The organism is Hymenobacter ruber, from assembly GCF_054783255.1.
In genome coordinates, this window is sequence record NZ_BAAGQX010000002.1 from 105067 (window position 1) to 129413 (window position 24347).

General features: G+C 62.3%; 22 protein-coding genes. 11 read left to right on the forward strand and 11 right to left on the reverse strand.

The features are described 5' to 3' along the window. Positions 1–16: 16 nt before the first annotated feature. The 3 genes from ACYVM5_RS01135 to ACYVM5_RS01145 all read right to left on the reverse strand — a co-directional run bounded on the left by ACYVM5_RS01135 (position 17) and on the right by ACYVM5_RS01145 (position 2557). Positions 17–658: a phosphatase PAP2 family protein gene (locus ACYVM5_RS01135; protein WP_460616343.1), complete on the reverse strand. Its 642-nt coding sequence runs from the start codon at positions 656–658 to the stop codon at positions 17–19. A 42-nt stretch (positions 659–700) separates the two neighbouring features. Continuing rightward, positions 701–1444: a phosphatase PAP2 family protein gene (locus tag ACYVM5_RS01140; protein WP_460616344.1), complete on the reverse strand. Its 744-nt coding sequence runs from the start codon at positions 1442–1444 to the stop codon at positions 701–703. Positions 1445–1531: 87 nt separating this feature from the next. After that, on the reverse strand, positions 1532–2557 hold the full coding sequence (locus ACYVM5_RS01145; protein WP_460616345.1) for a YncE family protein: 1026 nt from the start codon (positions 2555–2557) through the stop codon (positions 1532–1534). A gap of 184 nt (positions 2558–2741) precedes the next feature. On the opposite strand from ACYVM5_RS01145, the gene ACYVM5_RS01150 reads away from it, so the two are divergent. From ACYVM5_RS01150 to ACYVM5_RS01175, 6 genes are all read left to right on the forward strand, one after another. Continuing rightward, entirely contained in the window at positions 2742–4202 is a 1461-nt protein-coding gene (locus ACYVM5_RS01150) for an alpha-amylase family glycosyl hydrolase (protein ID WP_460616346.1), read from the forward strand. 135 nt (positions 4203–4337) lie between these two features. Further along, positions 4338–4931, forward strand: a complete 594-nt coding sequence (locus ACYVM5_RS01155) for a nitroreductase family protein (protein WP_460616347.1) — start codon at positions 4338–4340, stop codon at positions 4929–4931. Positions 4932–5028: 97 nt separating this feature from the next. Next, positions 5029–6165, forward strand: a complete 1137-nt coding sequence (locus ACYVM5_RS01160) for a redoxin domain-containing protein (RefSeq protein ID WP_460616348.1) — start codon at positions 5029–5031, stop codon at positions 6163–6165. A 14-nt stretch (positions 6166–6179) separates the two neighbouring features. Next, entirely contained in the window at positions 6180–6569 is a 390-nt protein-coding gene (gene gloA2, locus ACYVM5_RS01165) for a VOC family protein (protein ID WP_460616349.1), read from the forward strand. Between the two features lie 167 nt (positions 6570–6736). Next, positions 6737–8080: an alpha-amylase family protein gene (locus tag ACYVM5_RS01170; RefSeq protein ID WP_460616350.1), complete on the forward strand. Its 1344-nt coding sequence runs from the start codon at positions 6737–6739 to the stop codon at positions 8078–8080. A gap of 55 nt (positions 8081–8135) precedes the next feature. Then, a complete protein-coding gene (locus ACYVM5_RS01175) occupies positions 8136–9101 on the forward strand; it encodes an aldo/keto reductase (protein WP_460616351.1) in 966 nt (321 codons plus the stop codon). A gap of 90 nt (positions 9102–9191) precedes the next feature. On the opposite strand, the gene ACYVM5_RS01180 is transcribed toward ACYVM5_RS01175, so the two are convergent. After that, complete coding sequence (locus ACYVM5_RS01180; RefSeq protein WP_460616352.1) at positions 9192–10214, reverse strand: transglutaminase-like domain-containing protein; 1023 nt, start codon at positions 10212–10214, stop codon at positions 9192–9194. Between the two features lie 232 nt (positions 10215–10446). Between ACYVM5_RS01180 and ACYVM5_RS01185 the strand changes: the two genes are divergently transcribed. The 3 genes from ACYVM5_RS01185 (at position 10447) to ACYVM5_RS01195 (ending at position 12642) form a co-directional block, all read left to right on the forward strand. Beyond that, positions 10447–11163 carry a DUF421 domain-containing protein gene (locus ACYVM5_RS01185; protein WP_460616353.1) on the forward strand — a complete coding sequence of 239 codons (717 nt, stop codon included), beginning with the start codon at positions 10447–10449 and terminating at the stop codon, positions 11161–11163. A 22-nt stretch (positions 11164–11185) separates the two neighbouring features. After that, entirely contained in the window at positions 11186–12061 is an 876-nt protein-coding gene (locus ACYVM5_RS01190) for a helix-turn-helix domain-containing protein (RefSeq protein ID WP_460616354.1), read from the forward strand. A gap of 143 nt (positions 12062–12204) precedes the next feature. Next, positions 12205–12642 carry a DUF983 domain-containing protein gene (locus ACYVM5_RS01195; protein ID WP_460616355.1) on the forward strand — a complete coding sequence of 146 codons (438 nt, stop codon included), beginning with the start codon at positions 12205–12207 and terminating at the stop codon, positions 12640–12642. Positions 12643–12811: 169 nt separating this feature from the next. Here ACYVM5_RS01195 and ACYVM5_RS01200 read toward each other — a convergent pair whose 3' ends face one another. From ACYVM5_RS01200 to ACYVM5_RS01220, 5 genes are all read right to left on the reverse strand, one after another. Next, positions 12812–14806, reverse strand: a complete 1995-nt coding sequence (locus ACYVM5_RS01200) for a M1 family metallopeptidase (RefSeq protein ID WP_460616356.1) — start codon at positions 14804–14806, stop codon at positions 12812–12814. 186 nt (positions 14807–14992) lie between these two features. Then, the gene (locus ACYVM5_RS01205; protein ID WP_460616357.1) at positions 14993–15361 is read right to left on the reverse strand and encodes a hypothetical protein; all 369 of its coding nucleotides are present in this window, start codon (positions 15359–15361) and stop codon (positions 14993–14995) included. Positions 15362–15425: 64 nt separating this feature from the next. Next, the gene (locus ACYVM5_RS01210) at positions 15426–16604 is read right to left on the reverse strand and encodes a serine hydrolase domain-containing protein (protein WP_460616358.1); all 1179 of its coding nucleotides are present in this window, start codon (positions 16602–16604) and stop codon (positions 15426–15428) included. Further along, positions 16601–17245, reverse strand: a complete 645-nt coding sequence (locus tag ACYVM5_RS01215) for a hypothetical protein (protein ID WP_460616359.1) — start codon at positions 17243–17245, stop codon at positions 16601–16603. The genes ACYVM5_RS01210 and ACYVM5_RS01215 overlap by 4 nt, the downstream gene beginning before the upstream one ends. Positions 17246–17253: 8 nt before the next feature. Further along, positions 17254–17862 carry a hypothetical protein gene (locus ACYVM5_RS01220; RefSeq protein ID WP_460616360.1) on the reverse strand — a complete coding sequence of 203 codons (609 nt, stop codon included), beginning with the start codon at positions 17860–17862 and terminating at the stop codon, positions 17254–17256. Between the two features lie 210 nt (positions 17863–18072). Between ACYVM5_RS01220 and serA the strand changes: the two genes are divergently transcribed. Continuing rightward, entirely contained in the window at positions 18073–19974 is a 1902-nt protein-coding gene (gene serA / locus ACYVM5_RS01225) for a phosphoglycerate dehydrogenase (RefSeq protein WP_460617430.1), read from the forward strand. A 152-nt stretch (positions 19975–20126) separates the two neighbouring features. Here serA and ACYVM5_RS01230 read toward each other — a convergent pair whose 3' ends face one another. Then, positions 20127–21980 (reverse strand): FG-GAP-like repeat-containing protein, encoded by a 1854-nt coding sequence (locus tag ACYVM5_RS01230; protein WP_460616361.1) that lies wholly within the window; start codon positions 21978–21980, stop codon positions 20127–20129. 412 nt (positions 21981–22392) lie between these two features. On the opposite strand from ACYVM5_RS01230, the gene ACYVM5_RS01235 reads away from it, so the two are divergent. Beyond that, complete coding sequence (locus ACYVM5_RS01235; RefSeq protein WP_460616362.1) at positions 22393–23622, forward strand: YHYH protein; 1230 nt, start codon at positions 22393–22395, stop codon at positions 23620–23622. Positions 23623–23634: 12 nt separating this feature from the next. Here the strand turns inward: ACYVM5_RS01235 and ACYVM5_RS01240 are convergent, their stop codons facing one another. Then, positions 23635–24321, reverse strand: coding sequence for a GNAT family N-acetyltransferase (locus ACYVM5_RS01240; RefSeq protein WP_460616363.1), 687 nt, complete (start codon positions 24319–24321; stop codon positions 23635–23637). Positions 24322–24347 lie beyond the last annotated feature (26 nt).

Sequence of the window (24347 nt, forward strand, 5' to 3'; positions counted from 1 at the left end):
ACTTTCAGCAAATAGATTAGGTGCGGTAAATGCGCCGCGCCACCAGGTGCACCAGCACCACCCACGCCACGGCCGCCGCCCAGCCCGCCAGCACATCCGAGGGGTTGTGTACGCCCAGGTACATGCGCGCCCAGCCCACGGCCAGCGAAAACAGCGGCATCAGCCATGCCCAGCCGCGCGCCCGGCCGCCCCAGCACAGCAGCACCAGCGCCGTGGCAATGGCCGCCGTGTCCATGGCATGCCCGCTGGGGAAACTGAGCGTGTGCTCGGGCCGGATGCTGGCCCAAAGCGCCGGCCGCGGCCGCGCCACCAAGGGCTTGATAACCTGCGTGAGCAGCATCGACCCGCCCACCGCCGCAAACCACACCCACGCCGCCCGCCACTGCCGCCGTAGCAGCAGCGCCAGCCACACCAGCGCCCCGAGGCCCACCATCGGCCAGGTGTTACCCACGATGGTGAGGAAAACGGCTGCTTTATCGAGCGCCGGCATGGCGTGGTGATGCCAGAATTCGAGGATGGGAACATCCCAGGGCAAGCCGCCGGAGCGCACCACTGCCCAGACCAGCCACCCAAAAATCCCGACTGAAAATAGCAAAACCAACCGCAATGCCCCGGACGGCGGCGTGGAGCTGAAAACGGAACGCGGAGGCGAAAGCATGACGAGGCCGGGCTTAAACGGCGGCAAATAACAACGCGGGGGCTAGGCCGGGGTGCTTCGCGCTTCCAGCGGCGGCGATACCACGGTGGGCAGCCGCCGGTGCAGCGCCTCGCGCCAGAACCGTCGCAACTCGTGAAATTCGGGCGAAAACAGTACGTGCAGCCCCGCCACCCAGCCCACCGAGCCCGTCCAGCCGGCCAACACGTCGGAGGGGTAATGCACGCCCAGGTACATGCGGCTCCAGCCCACGGCCAGGGCAAACAGCGGCCCCAATACCCAGGCCAGCCAGTGGCCGCGGTGCCGCCACAGCAGGAAGCCCAGGGCCGTGGCTACGGCCGCCGCGCCCATGGCGTGCCCGCTCGGGAAACTGTAGTAGAAGGCCGGCTTCAAACTAAGCCACAGGGCGGGCCGGGGCCGGGCAAACAGCACTTTCACGAGCACATTCAGGGCCATGGCCCCGCCCACCGACAGCCCGAAAAACCAGGCCTGCCGGCGAGTGCCCCACACGGCCAACGCCAGCGTGAGAAGCACCGCCAAAATGCCCATCGGCAACGGGTCGCCGGCGGCGGTGAGGGCCAGCGCCAGCTTATCGAGCCCCGGCGTAGCATGGGCGTGCAGAAACTCCAGAATCTGTTTGTCGCCGATGAAGCCACCGGACTCCCAGATGTCCTCGGCCACGTTCACGAACACTACCCAAGGCAGCACCAGGCCGGCCAGCAGGGCCAGCAGCAGCATTTTATGAACTCGCAGGGCGTGGCGCAGGCGCGGCCAGAGCGTGGTGAACATGCAGCCGTATTGTTGGAATTGGTGAATGGTGAACTACGGAGCGAACAGCAAAAGCGCCGCCGTACTGCTTGCTCGCTTACCCGACCTCTACCGCCCAAATTCCAGCACCCGGAACGTGCCGGGCACAATGCTGGGTCGGGGGCGCGGGTTGTCGGTGGTGGGAACCGGCGTGGGGCCGTAATCGGCCGTGACGGTGAAGAGGTGGCCGGTTTTCGGGTCGAGGCTCATGGTGCGGGCACCCCGGGCGGTGGGCACATTGGCTACCACCGAGAATTTATTGGGCGCGTCTTCGTGAATGACCGTGAAGGTGCCCGAGCCGTTGGAGGTGATGATGTTGCGCGTGGCGGGGTCGAAAGCCGCGCCGTCGGTGCCTTTGCCAGTGGGCAGCACGGCGATTTGCTTGCCGGTTTTGCTGTCGGTCACCACCAGCTTTTCGTTGGCGCAGGCGCTGAAGAGGCGGTTGGTTTTGGGGTCGTAGGTCAGGCCGGTGGGTTCTTCGCCGGGAGCCAGCGGGAAGCGGTGGCGCACGGCCAGCGTCCTGGCATCGAAGGCCACGATTTCGCTCTTGTTTTCGAGGTTGACGAAGATGGTGCCGTGGCCGTCGCTCACGCCTTCCTCCACGTCGCCGCCCAGCTCGGCAGTGCCCACTACGGCCCCGGTTTTGGCATCGAGCACGGTGCTTTTGCCGCCATCGTTGCTGAAGATGAACACCCGTTGCGAGAAGGCGTCATACAGCAGCGCGTCGGGCTTGGGGCCGGTGGGAATGGGCGCGCCGATGGGTTTCAGGGTTTTCACATCGAACACAACGCAGGTATTGTTGCGCCCGCAGGTGATGTAGCCGCGATTGGTGCCCGGTACCATTTCAATACCGTGCACACCAGGCGTATCCATGATGGTGCCGATGACCTTGCGGGTCTTCAAATCGACCACTTCCACCCGCGTGCCGTGCGACACGTAGAGGCGCTCGCCGGCGGGATCTGCTTTCAGGTAGTCCCAGCCGCCCTCGCCGCCAATGGCAATGGTGTTGAGCAGATGGTAAGGCACCGTTTGGGCGGGGGCGGCGGGGCCGAAAAAGGTCAGGGCAAAGGGCGCGGCCAGCAGCAGGTTTTTCACGGGAGAAGGGCTTAGGATGAAACCGATGCGGCGAAGGTCGCGGCCGATTCTGTAGCTGGGCTGAAGCAGTTGTTGAAACGAAAAATGGACCGTCATGCGGAGCATTCTGCATGACGGTCTTTTGCATATGACGGCCTTCTTCGTGTGGCTTTCCGAATAATCGCCCCGCCTCTTACCTTGCGCCATGACCTACCCTGCCTCTTTCCGCCCGCTGCGGGCGCTGCTTTTGCCTCTGCTTCTGCTGGGGGCCTGCCAGTCCGGCACTCAGTCGAAGCCCGAAGCGGAAACAGCCGCCGCTACGCCTGCCGCGCCCGATTCGGCGGCCTTCACCATCCGGCATCCGGAGTGGGCGCGCCACGCTACCATCTATCAGGTAAATGTGCGGCAGTACACGCCGCAGGGCACGTTTCGGGCGGCGGAGGCGGACCTGCCGCGCCTGCAACGCATGGGAGTGGGCATCCTGTGGCTGATGCCGATAAACCCCATCGGCCGCAGCCACCGCAAGGGCACGCTGGGCAGCGCCTATTCGGTGCGCGATTACCGCGCCGTGAACCCGGATTTGGGCTCGCTGGCCGATTTGCAGCACTACGTAAACACCGCCCACAGCCTGGGAATGCACGTTATTCTGGACTGGGTGGCCAACCACACGGCCTGGGACAGCAACCTCACCACCGAGCACCCCGACTGGTATACCCGCGACAGCCTCGGCCATTTCCGCCCGCCCGTGGCCGACTGGCAGGACGTCATCGACCTCGATTACAGCAAGCCCGCCCTGCGCCAGTACATGACCGAAACCATGGCCTACTGGGTGAAAACCGCCGGCCTCGACGGGTTCCGCGCCGACGTGGCCGGCTTGGTGCCCACCGATTTCTGGAACAACACGCGGGCCGAGCTGGAGAAGATAAAGCCGGTGTTCATGCTGGCCGAGTGGGACGAGTTGTTCCCGCCCACCTTCATCTCGCGCAAGGAATTCGACCCCAACACCCGCCTGCTCGAAAAGGCTTTCGATGCCACCTACGCCCTGCGCCTGCACGGCCTGCTCGACAGCCTGGGCCGGGGCCAGAAACCTACCACCGAGCTGGCCCACTACTGGGCCGCCGAGCGGAAAATATACCCAACGGGCATCGACCTGATGACCTTCACCAGCACCCACGACATCAACGCCTGGGACGGCAGCGAGTACGAGCGCCTCGGCAAAAATGCCCTGCCCGAAGCCGTGCTCACCATGCTCTGGCCCGGCATCCCGATGCTCTACAACGGCCAGGAAGCGGCCATGAAGCGCCGGCTGCGCTTCTTCGATAAGGACACCATTCCGTGGGGCAATTATCCGCTGCAGGATTTTTACACCACGCTGCTGACGCTGAAAAAGCAGCACCCGGCGTTGGCCAATTTCGATGCTACAGCGAAGTTCGAGCTGCTGGCCAGCCCGCCGCAAACCGTGGTTTTTGAACGAAGCAAGGACAATACGGCCGTGGTAGTAATGGTTAATTTGAGCGATAAGCCGGCCCAGTTGCGGCTGCCCAACGGCTCCCTTTCTTACCAGGCCATTTTCCCTACCACCGGCCACCCCACCGAAGTAGCCGCCGCTGCCGTGGCGCTGCCGTCCCACGGCTTTCAGGTCTGGAAACAAGCGGCCATGAAGTGAGGCTGCGCTAATCAAATGCGGGAGCGGACTGTTCCAACTTGCGTACAATGTCCGGTTCGCCAGCACGGCGGCTTGTTGAGCAGTGCCAACGAAATACCCAAACGGCCTGGTTTTACCTCTGATTGTTTTCAACTCATGACCTCTTCCCTCTTCGATACCGAGCAAATCAACACCCTTATCCGCACGCGGCGCAGCACGTTCATCCCGCAGTTCGCACCCGGCCGGATTATCCCCGATTCTACCATCTGGCAGCTGCTCGAAAACGCCAACTGGGCCCCCAGCCATAAGCAAACCGAACCCTGGCGCTTCACGGTGTTCACGGGCGCGGGCCTCGAAAAGCTGGCCGTGTTTCAGGCCGATTTGTATGAGAAAACCGCCGGCCCGGCCTACAAAGCCGGCAAGCACGCCAACCTGCGCAACAACCCGCCGCAGTGCTCGCACGTCATCGCCATTGCCATGAAGCGCACCGAGACGCGCCTGCCCGAAATTGAGGAGATTGAGGCCGTGGCCTGCGCCGTGCAAAACCTGCACCTCTCGGCCCACGCCTACGGCCTGGGCGGCTACTGGAGCAGCGGCGGCATCACGTACACGGAGGAGGCCAAGGCATTTTTCGGCCTCGAGCCGGAGGATAGGCTGCTGGGATTTTTCCAGCTGGGCTACATCGACGTGCCCTCGGCTCCCGGCCACCGCGGTCCAATTGCCGAGAAAGTTCGTTGGGTGAGCGAGTAGCCGACTTATATGCCGATAGCGGCCGCATTGGCAATACCGAATGCAACTGTGGTCCGTGTAACAGCATCACTCCTCTGTCCAATCCTCAATCCTTTCCATGAAAAGCATCCTCTACAGTGCCTTGGTGCTACTACCAGCACTGGCCCAGGCCCAAACCCAGAATTACGTTCTGAAAGGAACCATAAATGGCCCGACTGACGCCACCCAGGCGTTTCTGCTGTACCCGGTGAACCAGAAAATGCGGGTAGATTCGGTACCCGTTAGCAACGGCCGTTTCGAATTTCGGGGCACCCTGCCCGAGCCGGTACGCGCAAATATCTCCTTCAGCCACCACGGCACGCCCTACAACCAATCGCGCGACGGACGCCGGGAGTTTTTTTATCTGGAAACGGGTACAGTTGCCGTGACGACGCCCGATTCAGCCACTAAAACCACCGTGCGCGGCACGCCGCTCAACGACGAGCACGCCCGCCTCAGCGCCCAGTTGAAGCCGCTGGAGGACCAGTACGGTGCCTTAAAAAAGGTGATTGATGCCCAGCCCGAAGTAGTCCGCCGAAGCCCGGCTTTCGCGCCGCAGCAAGCCAAGCTCGCGGCCATCGAAATCGCGCAGGAAAAGGTCCAGACCGATTACGTGAAGGCACACCCCGATGCCCACTACAGCTTATTCGTCTTATTCGGGTTGCTGCAAAACACCCCCAACGTGGCCCCCTATGCTTCCCTCTATCAGGGCCTGAGCGCCAACGTGCGAAACACCCTCCGGGGCCAACGCATTGCGGAGCAAATCAAGCGTTTGATGACGGTAGCCGTGGGTACTATGGCCCCCGATTTCACCCAAAACACACCTGACAATGTGCCCATAACGCTGAGCAAGCTGCGCGGCAACTACGTGCTGATTGACTTCTGGGCCAGCTGGTGCGGTCCCTGCCGCGCCGAAAACCCCAACGTCATGAAGGCCTACAACGCCTTCAAAGACAAAGGCTTTACCGTTCTGGGCGTGTCGCTCGACAACCAAAAAACCCGCGACGCCTGGGTGCGTGCCATCAAAACCGACGGCCTGACCTGGACGCAGGTTTCGGATTTGAAATCCTGGGATAACGCGGCTGCCCGGGCATACGATGTAAGCGCCATTCCACAGAATTTTCTACTCGACCCGCAAGGCAAAATCGTGGCCATCAACCTGCGTGGCGATGCCCTGCACACCACGCTCGGCAAGCTGCTGAACAAAGCCAACTAAGCCCTCATCTGCCCATGCTGCCCCTGCTCGGCCTGCACCACGTCGCCATTATCTGCTCCGATTACGCGGCCTCAAAGCATTTTTACACCGAAATTCTCGGACTGGAAATCCTCGCCGAAACCTACCGCGCTGAAAGGGTTTCTTACAAGCTGGATTTGGCCCTCAACGGCCAGTACCTCATCGAGCTTTTTTCCTTCCCCAGCCCGCCGCCGCGCCCCAGCTACCCCGAAGCCGCCGGCCTGCGCCACCTCGCCTTCGCCGTGCCCGACGTGGCCGCCGCCATCCGGCATCTCGAAGCGCACGATGTGGCCTGCGAGCCCGTGCGCGTGGATGAGCTTACCGGCCGCCGGTTCACGTTTTTCACCGACCCCGACGGCCTGCCGCTGGAGTTTTATGAGGTGTAGCGGCGCATACTTTCGTCTCGCGTTGAACAGTTATCGTAAAATGGTCCTACCGCGGGTCGTTCAATGACGAGACGCAAGTATGCGCCGCTACCCCGTTCAGGCATCTCCGGGCCACAACCACCGCTCTCAGGCCCGCGTAGCGGAAAACTCCACCGCTTTCCCTGACGATGCTCCACGACCACCCGCACGCCAACCGCTTCACCGTGGCCCACCCCGAATGGGCAGCCCACGCCACCATCTACGAAGTCAACGTCCGCAATTTCACCCCCGAAGGCACTTTTCAGGCCTTTGAGGCGCACTTGCCGCGGCTGGCCGCCATGGGCATCGGCATTGTGTGGCTGATGCCGGTGCATCCCATTGGCGAAGTGGGGCGCAAGGGCACGCTGGGCTCGCCCTACGCCGTGCGCGACTACTTTGCCGTAAATCCGGAATTTGGTACGCTGGATGACCTGCGCCAGTTGGTGCGAGCGGCCCATGCGCTGGGAATGAAGGTGATACTCGACTGGGTGGCCAACCATACCAGCCGCGACAATGCCCTGATTGCCGAGCATCCCAATTGGTACCAGCACGATGCGGCCGGCCAGCTGGTGCCGCCCGTAGCCGACTGGACCGACGTGGTGGCGCTGGATTACACCAACCGCGACATGCGCCACTATATGACCGAAGCACTGGCCTGGTGGATTCGGGAAACCGACATTGACGGCTACCGCTGCGACGTGGCCGGCCTGGTGCCCACCGACTTCTGGGACGAAGCCCGGCCCGTGCTTGATGCCCTCAAGCCGGTGTTTATGCTGGCCGAATGGGACGAGCTGTACCCCTCGGGCGGACTGACCTGGGAGGAATTCGACTCCGACACGCGGCTGCTTGAACAGGCTTTCAACATGGCCTTCGGCCTGCGCCTGCACTACCTGCTCGACCGCATTGCCGAAGGCCACGCCAAGCTGCCCGAAATCGACACCTACCTGGCGGCAGAGCGCGAAAAATACCCGCCCAGCGTGTACTTGATGCACTTCACCAGCAACCACGACGTGAACAGCTGGGACGGCACCGAGTACGAGCGGCTGGGGCCGCTGGCGCAACCCTTCGCCGTGCTCACGGCCCTGCTGCCGGGCATGCCCATGCTGTATTCGGGCCAGGAAGCGGGGCTGAACCGTCGGCTGGAATTCTTTGACCGCGATACCATCGAGTGGGGAAACTTCCCGCTGCAGGACTTCTACACCCGGCTTTTTCAGCTCAAAAAAAGCCACCCCGCGCTGCGCAACGGCGACCGGGCCAGCCACTTGCTGCGCCTGCCCGCGCCGCCCGCCGTGTACAGCTTCTGCCGGACCAAAGACACGGCCGCGGTGCTGTGCGCGGTGAATATCGCTGCTGAAGCGCAGCTGATTCCCGCCGTGCCGGGCCAGTGGCGCGACCTGTTCAGCGACGAAACCCTGACGCTTTTTGCCGGGGAGGAAATCCCGGTGCCGGCGCATGGCTGGCGCGTATTGGTGGCAGAGTCCGCCGCGGGCTAACCTTCGGGGTCGTTTTTCGGTTAGTGAGGCTTATTCCCTGAATCTTCAAACTGCTATGCAAACCCGTGAACTCGGCCGCTCCGGCCTTCAAATTTCGCCCCTGATGCTGGGTGGCAACGTCTTCGGTTGGACTATTGACGAAGCCACGTCCTTCGCCGTGCTTGATGCCTTCGTGGCCAACGGCGGCAATGCCATTGATACCGCCGACGGCTACTCGGTGTGGGTGCCCGGCCACGTGGGCGGCGAGTCGGAAACCATCATAGGCAAGTGGCTGCAGCGGCGCGGCCGGCGCGACGATGTCATCATCGCCACCAAAGTGGGCTGGGAGGTGAATGCCGACAACAAGGGCCTGAAAAAGGACTACATCCTGCGCGCCGTGGAGGGCTCCCTTAAGCGCCTGCAAACCGACTACATCGACCTGTACCAGTCGCACAAAGACGACCCTACCACGCCGGTGGAGGAAACCCTGGAAGCCTACGCCCAGTTGGTGAAAGAGGGCAAGGTGCGCGCCATTGGGGCGTCCAACTTCACGGCGGCCCGCTTGCAGGAGTCGCTGGACGCCAGCGCCAAGCACGGCTTCCCACGCTACGAAACGCTGCAAAACCTCTACAACCTGTACGACCGGGCGGATTTTGAGCAAAACCTCGCCCCGCTCCTGCTCAAAGAGAACATCAGCGCGATTCCCTACTACGGTCTTGCCGCCGGCTTCCTCACCGGCAAGTACCGCGACCAGGCCGACCTGCAAAAAAGCCCCCGCGGCGCCGGCGTCGGCCAGAAATACCTTAATGAAAAGGGCCTTGCCCTGCTCACCGCCCTCGACGCCGTGGCCGACCGCCAGCAGGCCACGCCCGCCCAGGTAGCCCTGGCCTGGCTGATGCAGGCCCCGGCCGTGACGGCGCCCATCGCCAGCGCCACCAGCGTGGGCCAGGTCACGGAACTGCTCGAAGCGACCGAGCTGCGCCTGACGGCCGAGGACCTGGAGACGCTGGAGCAGGACCAGCCGGTGAAGGCGAAAGCGTAGTTTATCTGAACAGTCAACAAGGAATGGTCATGCTGCGCGCAGCATGACCATTCCTTGTTTTGGCCATTTTCCTGCGGTTTCTGATTCTGTCTACTGCGCCGCGTTGTCGAAATACTCGTACTTCCGTGCTACTTCCAAGGGCTGGCCGTCGGCCTCGGCGTAGGGATACACGAAATAGTTGAGCGGCGGGCCGGCTTGCTTAGGAGTCAAGGTTACGTCGCGGCCGCGGGTGAACTCGACGCGGTTTTCGTCGTGGGCACCGAAGAAGTAGGCGCGCTTGTCCGGGTTCTTGGCGGCTTCGGAAGCATCGACGGGCACCCAGCCGGTTTCCGGGGTGAAGAACTCGGCCCAGCAGTGGTAGCCTTTGATTTCGCCGTGGCCGCGCTCGGCCGGCAGCGGTAGCCCGATGCTGAACCGGGCCGGAATGCCCAACGCCCGGCAGTAGCCAATGACGATGGCGTGGAAATCAGTGCAGTTGCCGCGGCGGGCGTCGCAGGCGTAGTAGATGTCGCCGCGGCCCCAGCCCTGGCCGGTTTTGTCGTATTTCACGGTGCTCACCACGTGCTCGTAGATGGCGCGGGCCTTTTCGAGCGGGGTTTTGGCGCCGGCTTTGGCCACCACTTCTTCGGCCTGCTCATGGATGTGCGGGTCGAGCGGCACGAGGCGGTCGGGGGCCAGCCAGCGGGCCAGGTCGGGGTCGGTTTTCTCTTTGGCGGGTTTGGCCGTGGGGGCGTTGGCGCGCAGGTTGAGGTGCTCACGGCGCGTAATCTGGGCCGTGAGCTTCACCACCAGCGGCGCGGTGGGCACGGTGGCGGGCTGCAGGTGCAGCATCTGATTGCCGAAAGCGCCTTTCTCGATTTTGTAGGGCACCGGCGACTCAATTTTCAGGTCTCGGATGTCCTGGTTGGCATCGGGATGCGGCAGCGGCAGCCACAAATTCAGGGTTTTGGTGCCGGCCGGTGGCACGGGCACGGTGGCCGTACTGGTGAGCACGAAAGTGCGGCTACGCGGCACGGCGGCCGGTTGGCCCGGGACACTAAGGCCCGGCAGGTGCGCGGCCGCGCCCAACAGCCCCACCCAAATGGCGGGGGAAATCAACAACGAAACGTTCACGGCAACGAGGCAACAAGTCGCTGCTGGCGGGCGTCGGCCAAGCTGGATTAGAATTGAAAATCAATTCGAACCCGGCGGCCACCGCCACGTGCGATGCCCGCCGACGCGGCACTTGCGACAGTACCCGCCAGTCAGAGCCAACCAGACCCCAGCAGTGTCCTAAAGGTACGATGCGCCCAACCACGGGCGGGGGCCTGCGTACCAGCAACGGCTTCATCCCTGCTTCATCTTCATGCTTTTCCTCGCCGAACCCATCACGCCCTTCGACTGGCAGCGCCTGCTCTGGACGGCCGACGCGCCGCCCAGCTACCTGCTCGAAGTAGCATTCCGCTGCGTGGCCACCTACGTGCTGATGCTGGCCGCCCTGCGCGTAACGGGCCGACGCGGCGTGCGCCAACTCTCCATTTTTGAGCTCAGCATCATCCTCGGCCTCGGCACGGCGGCCGGCGACACGATGCTCTACCACGACACGCCGTTTCTGCCCGTCATCCTCGTTTTTACGATGGTGAGTCTGCTTTATTGGTTTTTCAACCGCCTCACCGAGTGGTTCCCGCGCTTCAGCGACTGGCTCGAAGGCACGCCCGTACTGCTCGTCGAAGAAGGCCGCATCAATATGAAAAACCTCGACAACCTCAATCTCACCCAAAAGGAATTATTCGGCGAGCTGCGGCAGCAGCAGGTGGAGCACCTCGGCCAGGTGCGCCGCGCCTACATGGAGGCCACCGGCAACCTCAGCGCCTATTTTTACGCGCCGGAGGACGCCGCGCCCGGCCTGCCCATCTGGCCCGAATTATTAGCCAAATCGCAGCACCGCGTGGAAGCCGCTGGCCCGCACGCCTGCTGCAAGTGCGGTGAAGTGCGGGAACTGGCCCGGGGCGAGGCCGCCAGCTGCGCGGTGTGTGAGGGCAAGGAATGGGTGCCGGTGTGCGTGGCCAAAAGGGAGGCATAAGCAACGCACTTACCTTCGCGGCATGAAGCCCACCGCCCTACCGGGTACGACCCCGCCGGTTCTCGCCCTGGCCTCGTTTCCCGGGCCGCTGGCCCGCACGCCCTACTACTGCGACCGCCTGGAAAGCCACGTCGTGCGGTTTCCGCACGTGAACGCGCCGCATGGGCACGACTTCTATTTGCTGCTTTACATCACCGAAGGCGCGGGCACGCACACGGTTGATTTGGTGACGTATGAGCTGCGGTCGGGCAGCCTGTTTTTTCTGGCACCGGGGCAGGTGCACCACTGGCACCTGGCCCCCGACACGCGCGGCTTCGTGGTGTTTTTCAGCGCCGATTTCTACCTTTTCCGCTACCCCGGCAGCGGGCTCTACGACTTCCCGTTTTTCGACAGTACGCACCCGCCGGTGCTCTACCTGCCGCCCACCGAAACGGAGATTCGGCCACTTTTCGAGCGCATTTTTGCCGAATACAAGGCCCCGCAGACCAATCAGGCCGAGGTTTTTCGGTCCTACCTACACCTGTGCCTGGAACTGGCGGCCCGGCATTACGCGGCCCCGGCCACGGCCGAAGGTGGCCTCGCCCAGCAGCAAATCCGGCAGTTTGGGGCGCTGCTCAACCAGCACTACCGCACCCACCGTAGCGTGCGCGACTATGCCGCGCTACTGCACCTCACCGCCAACCACCTCAACGCGCTGTGCCGCCGCGTGCTCAACAAAACGGCCAGCGAGCTCATCCACGAGCGGGTCACGACCGAGGCCCGGCGCCTGCTGAGCCACTCGGCGCTGGGCGTGGCGCAGGTGGCCTACGAGCTGGGCTTTGAAGACGCGTCTTACTTCGTGCGCTACTTCCGCAAGTACACCGGTACCACGCCGGAGGCGTTTCGGCAGCAGCGTTGATTTGTCCTGTAAGCCCCCGCAAACGGGCTGCACAGGCGGGGAAAGCACCCGGTAATTTTGGGGTACCAAAGCGGCAGGTGCCGCACCGGCCACTGGCGCATGGGCGCGGGCCGCATTTTCCCGTATAGATTTCGCTATCCATTATGCCTGTCTCCCCCGCCCCCGTTATGGCCGAAACCACCAACACCTACGAACTCGTCGATTCGACGGCTCTGGCTTTGGCCAAGCTGCGCTGCCCGCGCTGCCACCAGGGCAAGCTGTTCAGCTATTCGGCCCTGAACGTGACCAAATTTGCCCAAATGCCCGCGCAGTGCCCCGTGTGCGGCCAGACGTTTGAGCCCGAGCCGGGTTTCTATTTCGGCTCGATGTATATCACCTTCGGCTTCAACGTGGCGATGTTCCTGGTACTGGGCGTGCTGATTTACTACCTGCTGGGCAACCCCGATACGTGGGTGTACGTGGCCATTATCACCGGGGCCACGGTGCTGCTTACGCCGCTCATCCTGCGCTACTCGCGCGCGCTGATGCTGTATTTATTCGGCGGCGCGCAGTACAACCGAAACCTGGCGCGGCGCGGGTAGACCGATGTAGAGACGCGACACTTCGCGTCTCGGCGGCCGCGCTGCTAGAAGTCGTTTGGAGTGAACTGTTCAACGCTGAGACGCGAAGTGTCGCGTCTCTACATCCCCTGAATAAGAAAAGGCCCGCCTGATAATCCAGACGGGCCTTCTCAGCTTTTAACGTTTAATCTTATTTCAGCACCTGAGCCCGCCACACGTTGTTGGCGGGGTTGGCATCGGGCAGCAGCTTGGTGGGGTTGAGCTGCACGCGGGTGAGGGGCGTGGTGGAGTTGTAGCGGAACGTCCAGGTGCCGCTGCGCTGCCACACTTCCACGGGCAGGCGCACACGGGTGGTTTTGCCGCTGGTTTCGGTCACGTCGGCGATGACGGGCATGGCGGCCTGGCCTTTGTTCTCCACGGTGATGAGGGCACCCTGGGCGGGGTCCTGGTTCACGTAGGCCACGGTGGTCACGGCCTGGTCGAGGGTCCAGTTGTTGTACACCCACTCGCGCCAGAACCAGGTCAAATCCTCGCCGCTGGCCTCGTTCATGGTGCGGAAAAAGTCCTTCGGCTGGGGGTGCTTGAAGGCCCAACGCTTGATGTAGGTGCGGAACGCGTAGTCGAACCGCTCCGGCCCCAGAATCTCGGCGCGCAGCAGAAACAGGCCGTAGCCCATCTTGCTGTAAGCCGCGTAGCCGAGGTAGTTGGAGGGCGTCACGTCGGGCACGGTGTAGGGCGGCACGGTGGCCGGGTCCAGGATGTAGCGGATGTTGCCCTGCACCAGCCGCGCGGTGTCATTCAGCCGCTTGGCGTACTCGCCGTTATTGAAAGCATTGCTCGACAAGATGTTGATAAAGGTGTTGAAACCCTCATCCATCCACGGGTACTTACGCTCGTTCGAGCCCACAATCATCGGGAACCAGTTGTGGCCGAACTCGTGGTCTGTCACGCTCCACAGGCTGGCTTTGCGGGATTTGGCCCCGCAGAATACGATGCCCGGGTACTCCATGCCGCCCACCACGCCGGCCACGTTCGTCGCCACCGGGTAGGTGTACTCGTACCACTGCCTCGAGTTGTATTCGATGCTCTTCTTCACGTATTCCGTCGAGCGGTTCCAGGCCGTATCCTGGGCCGCTTCCACCGGGTACAGCGACTGCGCCAGCGACTTACGCCCGCTGGGCAGATTCATCTTGGCCGCATCCCACACAAAGGCCGACGACGCAGCCCAGGCCACATCGCGCGCCCGCTGGCACTTGAAGTGCCAGGTCAGGCGGCCGTTTCGGCCGCCGGGCCGCGAGCCGGCCTGCGTCACCTCATCGGCCGAGCGCACCATTACCGTCTGGTCGGAGCCGGCGGCTTTGGCCAGGCGGCTTTGCTGGGCGCTGGTCAGCACTTCGGTGGGGTTCACCAGCTCGCCCGAGCCGCCCACGAGGTAGTTGGCGGGCACGTTCACGGTGTAGTCGAAGTTGCCGTATTCAAGGTAAAACTCGGCCGTGAGGTAGGGCAGCGTGTTCCACCCTTCCACGTCGTCGTACACGGCCATGCGCGGGTACCACTGCGCCACTTCGAAGATTTCGCCGTTCTTGGTTTGCAGGCGGCCCAGACGGTCGGAGCCGTATTCGGGAATGGTGAAGCCGTAGGCGATGTCGATTTTCAGCTTGTCGCCCTTCGGTTTCAATGCCTCGGGCAGCATGATTTGCATGCGCGTGTCGGTGACGCGGTAGTTGGCCTTCAGCTTCTTGCCGTGCAGCTCAATGGTCACGGTTTGCAGCGAGTCGCCGCCCCGGAAGCCGCGCGAGTTGTTGCCAAACCGCCCGCCGCCCACGGGCGTGATGGCCGCCCCGCGCGAGTCTTCGCGGTACAGGTTCTGGTCGACCTGCAGCCACACGAAGGGCAGCGCATCAGGCGAGTTGTTGGTGTAGGTGATGGCCACGGTGGCTGTCACGCGGGCCGTTTTCTCGTCGAGGCGGGCGTCTATTTTATAGTCGGCGGCGTTCTGCCAATACTGCGCGCCGGGCTGGCCGCCGGCCGTGCGCGTAGGCGTGCTCAGCTGCTCAATGAACGACGGATTGAACAGCGTGCGCGAATCGTAGGCCGGGCCGGTGTTGGGAGCTTGGGCCAGGGCCGGGCCGGCCGCCAGCAGGGCTGCGCCCAGCAGCGCGCCGGGCAGGAAGGTGATTTTCATGCGGAGTATCAGAGGAGAAGTCAGGGAATTAGAACACAAAAGAACGTCATGCAGAGCGTAGCGAAGCATCTTGCCCGCAGTAGTAATTTCAATCGACTGAATTAGCTGCGCGGTAAAGATGCTTCGCTACGCTCTGCATAACGCTCTTACTGGATTACGGCCTTCTCCCCTGGCTACGCGTTGCTCCTACCGCAGCCGCTGTTGCACCAGCTGCATCAGGCCATTCAAATCGGCCGCGTCCATCTCCGGCGCTTCGATGAAAGGCGTGAGCCCGCCATCGTCGCCCAAGGCGAAAGCGGCTGGCAGCGGGTGCCGCGCCCACTGCGCGTAGTCGCGCACGAACTCGTCGCGGTGCAGGAAATCCACCGGCACGGGCAGCGCCTTGATGAACTCGCGCCACTGCGGAAACATGCTGGTAGCCCCGTAGGTGATGGCACAGAGCGAGCACGGGTAGGTGCCGGGCGAGAGGATTTTATGGAACATATCCTTGAGCCCGGCCAGGCGGCCACCGTCGGCATTGTACACGAAAACGAGGCGCTGGGGCAAAACTGACAAGTGGAAAACAGAAAATTATACGTACTAAACGGCAAAGTAAAGCCGCCAGCCGGTTTTCGGACGGCTATTTCTCTGCCCATTGATAGGGCACGTAGTTTTCCCATTGCCACGGCGTGGCCCGGTCGCCGAGCAGCTGCTCCAGCAGGGCTTTGAAGGTTTTATCGGCGTTGGAGCTGTTGCCCATCAGCAGCAGGCCCACCTTGCGGTCGCCGAAGATGACGCTGTGGTTTTCCCAACCATCGTCGTGCCCTTCCTTGAAGTACACATGGCCGTAGGGCGACTCAAACGTGCCCCAGCCCAGCCCGTAGCCCAGCCGGATGGCGCGGTTGCTGTCCGGCGCGGCCACCGCCGCCAGCGGCCCAAACTGCGCCTTGAAGGGAATACGAACCTGCAGGCGCGTCATCTCCCGCTTGGTGACTGGCGCGAGGCCTTTGCCCTGCATCACGGCCGCCATAAACAGCGCGTAGTCGGCCGGCGTGGTTTCCATCGAGCCAGCCGCGCCGGCTTTGGTGCGCTTGCGCTTTTCCAACGGCTGGCCCTGCTCATCGTAGCCCAAAGCATAATTGGCTTCGAAGGCCGGCTGCCACACGTAGCTGGTGTGGCTCATCTGCAAGGGCCCAAACACCCGCGCTTCGCTGAGCTGCACCAGCGACTGACCGGTGATGGTTTCAACCACCAGCTGCAGCAGTTGCAGGCCTTCGCCGGAGTAGCCGTAGCGCGCGCCGGGCTCAAATTTGAATTTTAACTTCTTGTCGGGCTCTATCCAGCGCCAGTTGGGCAGGCCAGTGGTGTGCGCGAGGGCCATGCGCGCCGTGAGGCGCTGCCACCGAGCGTCGCCGGCCAGGTCGTGGTAAGCCTCGTACTCGGGCAGCGGTTGGGGCAGGTATTCGGCCATTGGCTTGTCGAGGTCGAGACGCTTTTCCTGCACCAGTTGCATCACCAGATAGGCAAACACCGCCTTGCTGAGCGAGGCCCCGTACATGGCCGTCTGGGGCTCCAGGGGCGCTTTGGTGGCCAGGTCGCGGTAGCCGTAAGTGTGCAGATAGCGCACCTGGTTATTCTCCAGCAAAACCACGGCCAGCCCCGGCACTTTGGCCGAATCCATAAGCTGCCGCACAGTTTTGTCAATGTCTGCAGGGCGCAGGGTGCGGCCGTCGAGGGTGTGGAAGACGGTCGCTTTCTGGGCTTGAATTGCCGGAGCAGCCAGCAGACTCAGCCCAAGCAGGCACAGCGTTTTTTTCATGGCTGGTTGATGGTCAGCTTGGAATAGGTGTAAGTGGTACCGGGGTTTTTACCGGTCCACATGCGTTTTTTCAGCAGCAGGGTTGAGTTGGACAGCCAGTGGATTTCGGCCGGCTCCCAGGTGGCCGGGTCAACCGATGGTTCTATCTCCCATACTTGTCGCCAATGATGATTTTCAAGGTGAAAAAATCGAATGGAATTAGAATAAGGGGGAAAGCTTATACCAGCAGAAACAGCAGCAAAGCTCTTGAGGTCAAGCGAATAAATAGGTCCGCCGTAAATCGCTATTTGCCGCCCGCTTTTATCAATCAGAATATTGCTAATCCACTCGCCTTGGCGATGCTCAACTACATGGCATTCCAGTTGAAGGCTATAACCATGGTAGTCATACATTTCCCATTCAGGACTTCCTTCATCAACAGGGTTGTCTTTAAAAATCACATTGCCCATATCCGTTGGAATCACAATGCGCCCCCGCACCTTCTTCAGCGGAAAGGTCAACTTCGGCTTGGTCACAACCGCCTGTTTCCTGGCCGCCAGATACGCCGCCTTAGTCAGCGGACTAAACGCGACGCGCGCTTTCGGCGGCGCGGCGGCCGGTAGTTTCAGCAGCAGCGTGAGCAGCAGGAGTAGTGGCTTCATTTTGCTATTTACCGGCCGAATAATTGCCGCAAAATTTCCTTGCGGTAAGGGTTGGTAGCTGGGTTTGCCGTTGCCAGATATTCCGTATTATCGTCTTCCAGGAAAAAGTAAGGGGTGTACCCTTTCACTGAAACCTGTGATACGTGAGCCGTAGAGTCCAGCATGACCCAAAGCATGGGGTAACGGCCCGCCACCGCCACCGGGCGCGAATAGGTAAAAATGGTATTGCGGTCGTGGGCCCGGAAGTCGCCAATGTCGCAGGCATGCACGGCGGTGTCGGCGGTGGCGCGGCGCAGCAGGGCCACAACATCCATCGTGTCGCTTACCTCTGCGTCGACTACGCCCTCCCTACTGGCGGCGCCATGGCAGGTAGCCATATCGTGCGTACCGCTGCCCTTATACGAGTATATAGAGAGCGGACGCCCAAGAATCGCCATCACCTGAGTGGCACTCATGCCGCACCGCACCCGCTCCACATTTGCTGCCGTGACGCCGGGCGGCACATCGCGCCTAACCCAAAAGACTGAACCAAAACTGGCTATCAGCAGCACGAAAAAAAGCACCATCATGCCACTCAGAATATAAGTGAACCATTTTGTCAGGATTCGAAGCCGCATTGCTTAGCCACAAAGTCATTATTGTCAAATCAGGTGATAATATACCGTACTCCAGCTCAGTGGCAGCTACGCGGCCTTCATGAGCGGGCTGAAAGTGACGTGCACGACCGGCAACCAACTCTCTTCAGGAGTTGCGTGAGCAAGCGCTTCCTAAAATAACTTGGGAAAAGAATGCCGCGCCAAGGTAGCACCGGGCGCATCTTTGCGTTCATGCCCAACGCCGCCGCGCCCCTGCCCTACCTCGTGTTCGATTTCGACAGCACCTTCACCCAGGTCGAAGGGCTGGATGAGTTGGCCGACATTGCCCTGGCCGGCCGCCCCGACGCGGCCGAGCGCGTGGCCCAAATCCGGGCCCTCACCGACCAGGGCATGGCCGGAGAAATTGGCTTTCAGGAGTCGCTGGCGAAGCGGCTGGCGCTGCTCGGGGCCAACGAGCGGCACCTAGCCCCGCTCATTGCCCGCCTCAAAACCAAGGTGAGCGAGAGCATTCGGCGCAACGGCGCGTTCTTCCGGCAGTTTGCCGACCGCATTTACGTGGTGAGCAGCGGCTTTCGCGAATTTATCGAGCCGGTGGTGGCCGAGTTCGGTATTTCGGCCAGCCATGTACTGGCCAACACCTTCACGTTTGATGCCGCCGGCAACATCACCGGCTGCGACCCCGGCAACGTGCTGAGCCGCGACGGCGGCAAAATTCGCCAGCTGGTGCTGCTCGATTTGGACGGGCCGGTGTACGTGCTTGGCGATGGATACACCGACTACCAGATTCGCGAAGCCGGACTGGCCCACCGCTTCTACGCTTATACCGAGAACGTTAGCCGTCCCACCGTGGTGGCCCATGCCGACGAAGTGCTGCCCACCTTCGACGAGTTTTTGTACCAACTAAGACTTCCCATGACTTTATCATACCCCAAAAACCGCATCAAAGTCCTCCTGTTGGAGAATCCCGATGCCCGCGCCGCCGAGCTTTTCCGCCAGGAAGGATACCAGGTGGAGGAAGTGAAAGGCGGCCTCGACGAGGACGAGCTCATCGAGCGCATCGAGGGCGTGAGCCTGCTCGGCATCCGCTCGAAAACGCAGGTGACGCAGCGGGTGCTTGATGCGGCTAATCGCCTGATTGGCATTGGCGCGTTTTGCATCGGCACCAACCAGATTGACCTCACGGCGGCCATGAAAAAGGGCGTGGCCGTGTTCAATGCGCCGTTTTCCAACACTCGCTCGGTGGTGGAACTCACGCTGGCCGAACTGATTGTGCTGGCCCGCCGCATTCCCGAAAAGAACCCCAAAATGCACGGCGGCGAGTGGGACAAATCGGCCAGCGGCTCGTTCGAGATTCGCGGCAAAACCCTCGGCATTGTGGGCTACGGCAACATCGGCTCGCAACTGAGCGTGGTGGCCGAGGCTGTGGGCATGAAGGTGATGTACTACGACATGGCCGAGAAGCTACAGCTCGGCAACGCCGTGAAGGCCCGCACCCTCGATGAGTTGCTGGAGCAGTCCGACGTGGTGACGCTGCACATCGACGGCCGCCCCGAGAACGAGAATTTCTTCGGTGAGAAAGAGTTTGCCCGCATGAAAAAGGGCGCGCTGTTTATCAACAACGCCCGCGGCCACGTGGTAGACGTGCCCGCCCTGGCGGCGGCCCTACGCAGCGGCCACCTCGGCGGCGCGGCCGTGGATGTGTTTCCTTACGAGCCCAAAACCAACCACGAGCGTTTCGAAAGCGAGCTGCGCGGCCTGCCCAACGTGCTGCTCACGCCGCACATCGGCGGCAGCACGGCCGAGGCCCAGCGCAACATTGCCGAGTTTGTGCCGGAGCGCATCATGCAGTACATCAACACCGGCAACACCCAGCAGTCGGTCAATTTCCCCAACATTCAGCTGCCTGCGCAGCAGGCGCACCGCCTCATCCACATCCACGCCAACGTGCCGGGCGTGCTGGCCAAAATCAACAACGTGCTGGCCCAGCACCACGTCAACATCCTGGGCCAGTACTTGAAAACCAACGAGCACATCGGCTACGTGATTACGGACATCGACCGGCAGTACGACCAGGAAGTGATTCAGGCCCTGCGCGAGGTAGAGCACACCATCAAGTTCCGCGTGCTGTACTAAAAAACTGTCATTCCGACGCAGGAGAAATCTGAAAGAAACCGTTTGAATCATTCCTCAGATTTCTCCTGCGTCGGACTGACAGCGTTAAACGAAACCGGCCCCGGCTCTCCTTGTGGAGGCCGGGGCCGGTTGTTTTCAGCCAAAGCCGAGGCTTATTGGCGGGTCACTTTGCGGGTGATGCTGCCGCCGGCCGTGGTGAGGCGCAGGACATAGACACCGGCGGGCAGTTCGGGCAGGCCGGCCAGGGCTTGGGGGGCAGCGCCCAGGGCCAGCTTGGTAGCGAACACCGGGCGGCCGGCCAGCGAGAGCAGCGTTACGGTCGTGGCCTGGGGCTCGATGCTGCCGGGCAGGGCCACCGAAAGCTGGTCGGTGAAAGGGTTGGGGTAGGCATCGGCGGTGGCGGGAGCAGTAGCGGCGGCAGCGGTGCGGCTCAGAGTTACTACCGGCGAGTAGTTGGTGGTGCCGTCCAGGTCCACCTGGCGCAGGCGGTAGTAGCGGCGGCTGGCAGCCAGGGCAGTGGCCGAGGCATCGAGGTACTCGTAGTTGTGGGTGCTGGTGCTGTTGCCGGCGGCAGCCAGCTCGGCTACGGCGGTGAAGGCGGTGCCATCGGCCGAGGCTTCAACCACGAAGGTGGCGCTGTTCAATTCCTGGGCGGTGGTCCAGCTCAGGCGGTTGCCGGCGCTGGTGGCCTGGCCGCCGAAGGCGCTGAGCACGACCGGCAGCGGGGCGGTGATGGAAGGAGCAATAGCCGAAGTATTTTGCTCGTAGCGGTACACGGTACCGTTGCCGTTGCCGATAAAGAGGTCGAGCAGGCCGTCGCCGTCGTAGTCGGTCACGGCCGGGGCAGCGTAGCCGCCGCTGTTGCTGAAGTTGGTACCCGAGTTGCCCATGTTGATAATCGTGGCGGCGGTACCGGCCGTGCTCAGGTTCTGCACAAAGGTAAAGGTGAGGGCGTTGACCGAAGTTTGGGTGTAGAGCTGCACGTTGCCGGCGTAGTTGCCCACCAGCATGTCGAGCTTGCCGTCGCCGTCGTAGTCGGTGATGAGCGGCTTGCTCACGTCGCCGGCATCCAGGGTCGTGCCATTGCCCAGCTTGATGGTAGTGGCGGCGCTGAAGCCGGCCGTGGTGGCGTTGGTGGCGGCAAGCTGCTCGTAGCGGTTCAGGTAGCCGTTGTTGCTGCCCACAATGATGTCAATCAGGCCGTCGTTGTCGATGTCGCCCACCGAAGGACGAGCGTAAGAACCGGCGTTGGGCGTGCCCGACGTCGTAACACCGTAGGGGTTGGCAAACAAGGTAGTGCCGGCGCCCATTTTAAAGGCGTTGGTGCCCGTGCTGGCGTTCTGCTCGTAAATCAGCACTTTGCCGTTTTCTTCGCCCACGATGATTTCCTGCAGGCCGTCGCCGTCGAGGTCGCTCACCGTTGGCTTGGCGTAGAGGCCCACATCCACGGTAGCACCGCCCGAAAACAAGGTAATAACCGTGCCCGTGGTGCTGAAAGGCTGGTTGGTGGCCGTCTGCTCGTAGTCAATCATGGTGCCGTCGCCCTGGCCCACCAGCAGCTCCAGCAGGCCATCCTTGTCGAGGTCGGCGGCTACGGGGGTCGAGAAATTGCCGGCAGCGGTGGCGCTGGTAGCGTTGGTGTTTAGCTGGCCATAGTTGCTGCTGGAGGAAGCCCGGTTCACGCCCAAACGGGCGGCGCTCACGGCAGTGCCGGCGGCGGTAGTCAGCCGCACCCGACCCGTGCCCGCAGCGGCCGGTACAATGAAAGTAGCGGTGGTGGCGGGAAACAGGGCGCTGGCGGTAGCACGCACAGCCTGGCCGTTCAGCAGCACCGAGGTGAAGCCCGTGAGGTTGGTGCCGGTGATGGTGACCGTGGCACCGGGGGCAGCCGTGGCCGGCGTTACGCTGCTGATGGTGGGAGCCTGCGCCATGGCGGCAGCGGGCAGCAGCAAACCCAGCGTGGCCAGGCAAAACAGACGAGCGGCGGGAGTAGCGAGCGTAAACATGATACTGATAATGAAGAGGCGTTGCTTTTGTAAGGGCCAGCTTACTTATGGCCGTTTTGATGATACAAAGCTCCTCATCGGACCCGGGCAGTATTTTTTCCTTCGTCTAAACCCGGCCGTTCCTCGGTGAATAGGGCAAGAATTACCGGCGAATGGAAACTGAACTGTAACCAAACAAAAAGTGCATTTCCAGGCTCCCAAAGCCTATTTTTATTCGGCACGCATACTTTATCGGGTGTAATCGACCAGTCATCGGCTCAAAGTGCCCATTGGTCGGCTCGCACCCACCAAATGGACGGGTGCGCCCCCAATAAGCTCGGCGCTGGCCTTACCTTCCGGCCAACGCCGGGCCCTCGCGGCTGCCTGGAAGGGCGCACCGCTGTCTAGCCATCCCTTTTTAACCATTGCTCCTATGCCCCACCGCTACTTACTAGCCTTGCTGCTGTTGCTTCCCGCTCTGGGCCGTGCCCAGGTCACACCCATTGTCAGCGGCTGGCTGGTGAATACCACCGGCGCTACCGGCTACAACAACATCCCGAGCAACGTGCAGCGCGTGCAGTACTCGGCCGCCAACGTGTACATCACCTGCACGGGCATTCCGAGCTACGCCATCGGCGGCTGGCCCAACAACCCCAACACGGCCACCAACCAGAACTTTGTATTCAAGATAACCCGTACCCCTGCGCCCAACACCGGCACGCCCACGGCCACGCCCCTGGGCCACACCGGCATCTGGAGCAACGGCGTGAGCCTCTTCAACGCCAAGGACGCCATGAGCTACAACAACGCGGGGGTGTGGAACCAGAACGCCATTGTGGTGGAAGGCCCCAGCTTCGACTCCTGCCTGGGCCACCCGGCCGGCAACGGCGAGTACCACCACCACCTCAACCCCCGTTGCCTCTACAACGACCACGACAGCAGCCGCCACGCCCCACTCATCGGCTTCGCCCTTGACGGTTACCCCATTTACGGCGCTTACGGCTACGCCAATGCCAACGGCACCGGCCCCATCAAAAGCATGCGCAGCTCGTACCGCGCCCGCAATATCACGGCCCGCACCACGCTACCCGACGGCAGCACGGCCCCCTCGGCCGGTCCGGCCATCAATGCCGCCAAGCCGCTGGGTTACTATGTGGAGGACTTCGAATACGTGGCCGGCCGCGGCGACCTTGACAGTCACAACGGCCGCTTCTGCGTGACGCCGGAGTACCCGGCCGGCACCTACGCCTACTTCGTCACCATCAACAGCCGGTACGAAGGCGCTTATCCCTACACGCCCGGCCCCACCTATTATGGCGTTGTTCCGGCCGGGGCCATCGGGCCGCAGTCGGGCCACGCTGTGGTGAATGAGCCGGTGACGACTTACGTGGTGACGGCTACGTTCCTGGCCGCCGGCCTGCAAGTAAGCGCCTATCCCAACCCGGCCAGCAGCACACTGACGATAGCCCCCGAAGGTGGCGTGGCCAACGACCTGCGCGCCACGCTGTTCAACGCGCTGGGCCAGCCCGTTACAGCTGCGGTGGTCCTGCACCCGTCGGTGCCGGCCGAACTCGATTTGACCGCTGTGGCTGCCGGGGTTTACTACCTTAAGGTGGAAGGTGCGGACGTTGGCGGCACCCAAAAAATTGTGGTGACGCACTAATGCTGTCCGGCCTTAAGTTGGGTTTTTCCGGATGATGTAAAAGCTCATTTCGTGGCGAGCCACAAAGCCCAGGTGCTCATAGAGGCCGATGGCCCGCGCATTGTCGGCTTTTACGTGCAGGAATGGGATGCCGGCGGCCGCCACGATGCGCTGGGCCTGGCGCTGAATGAGCTGAGCGGCATAGCCACGGCCCAGGTAGTTGGGGTGGGTGCACACCGCGCTGATTTCGGCATACGGGGCCGGATTCATGCGCTGTCCGGCCATTGCCACCAGCTCATTTCCTTCAAAAATGCCTTCGTAATGCCCAAACGCAATGGTATTGGGGAAGAACGGACCGGGATTGGTTAGTTTGGTGAGGGCCAGCATGGCGGGCACGTGCTCCGGCCCCAGCGGCGTGGCCAGCGGCCCCGGCAAAGTACTTACAGCCGGCCGCGCCTGCACCATCTGACCTACCTGCATCTGCTGCACCACCTGCCACGGAGCCGGAATGACTACCGGAACCGGGCTAACCACGCCCAGCACGCGCCCCGTGGGCACAAGAGCGTGGAGCACCTCAAAAGCCTGCGACGTGCAGGTTTCAAACCCCGCGAACGGCGACACGGCTTCCGCAAAATACTTCACCTGCGCGGTGCCGTGCGCCAGGGAATCATTGCCCGAAATCAGCGCGTTCCAGACCGGATTATCAAGTACGTGGACCATGGCGTTGAGCATTCGGCAGGGGTATC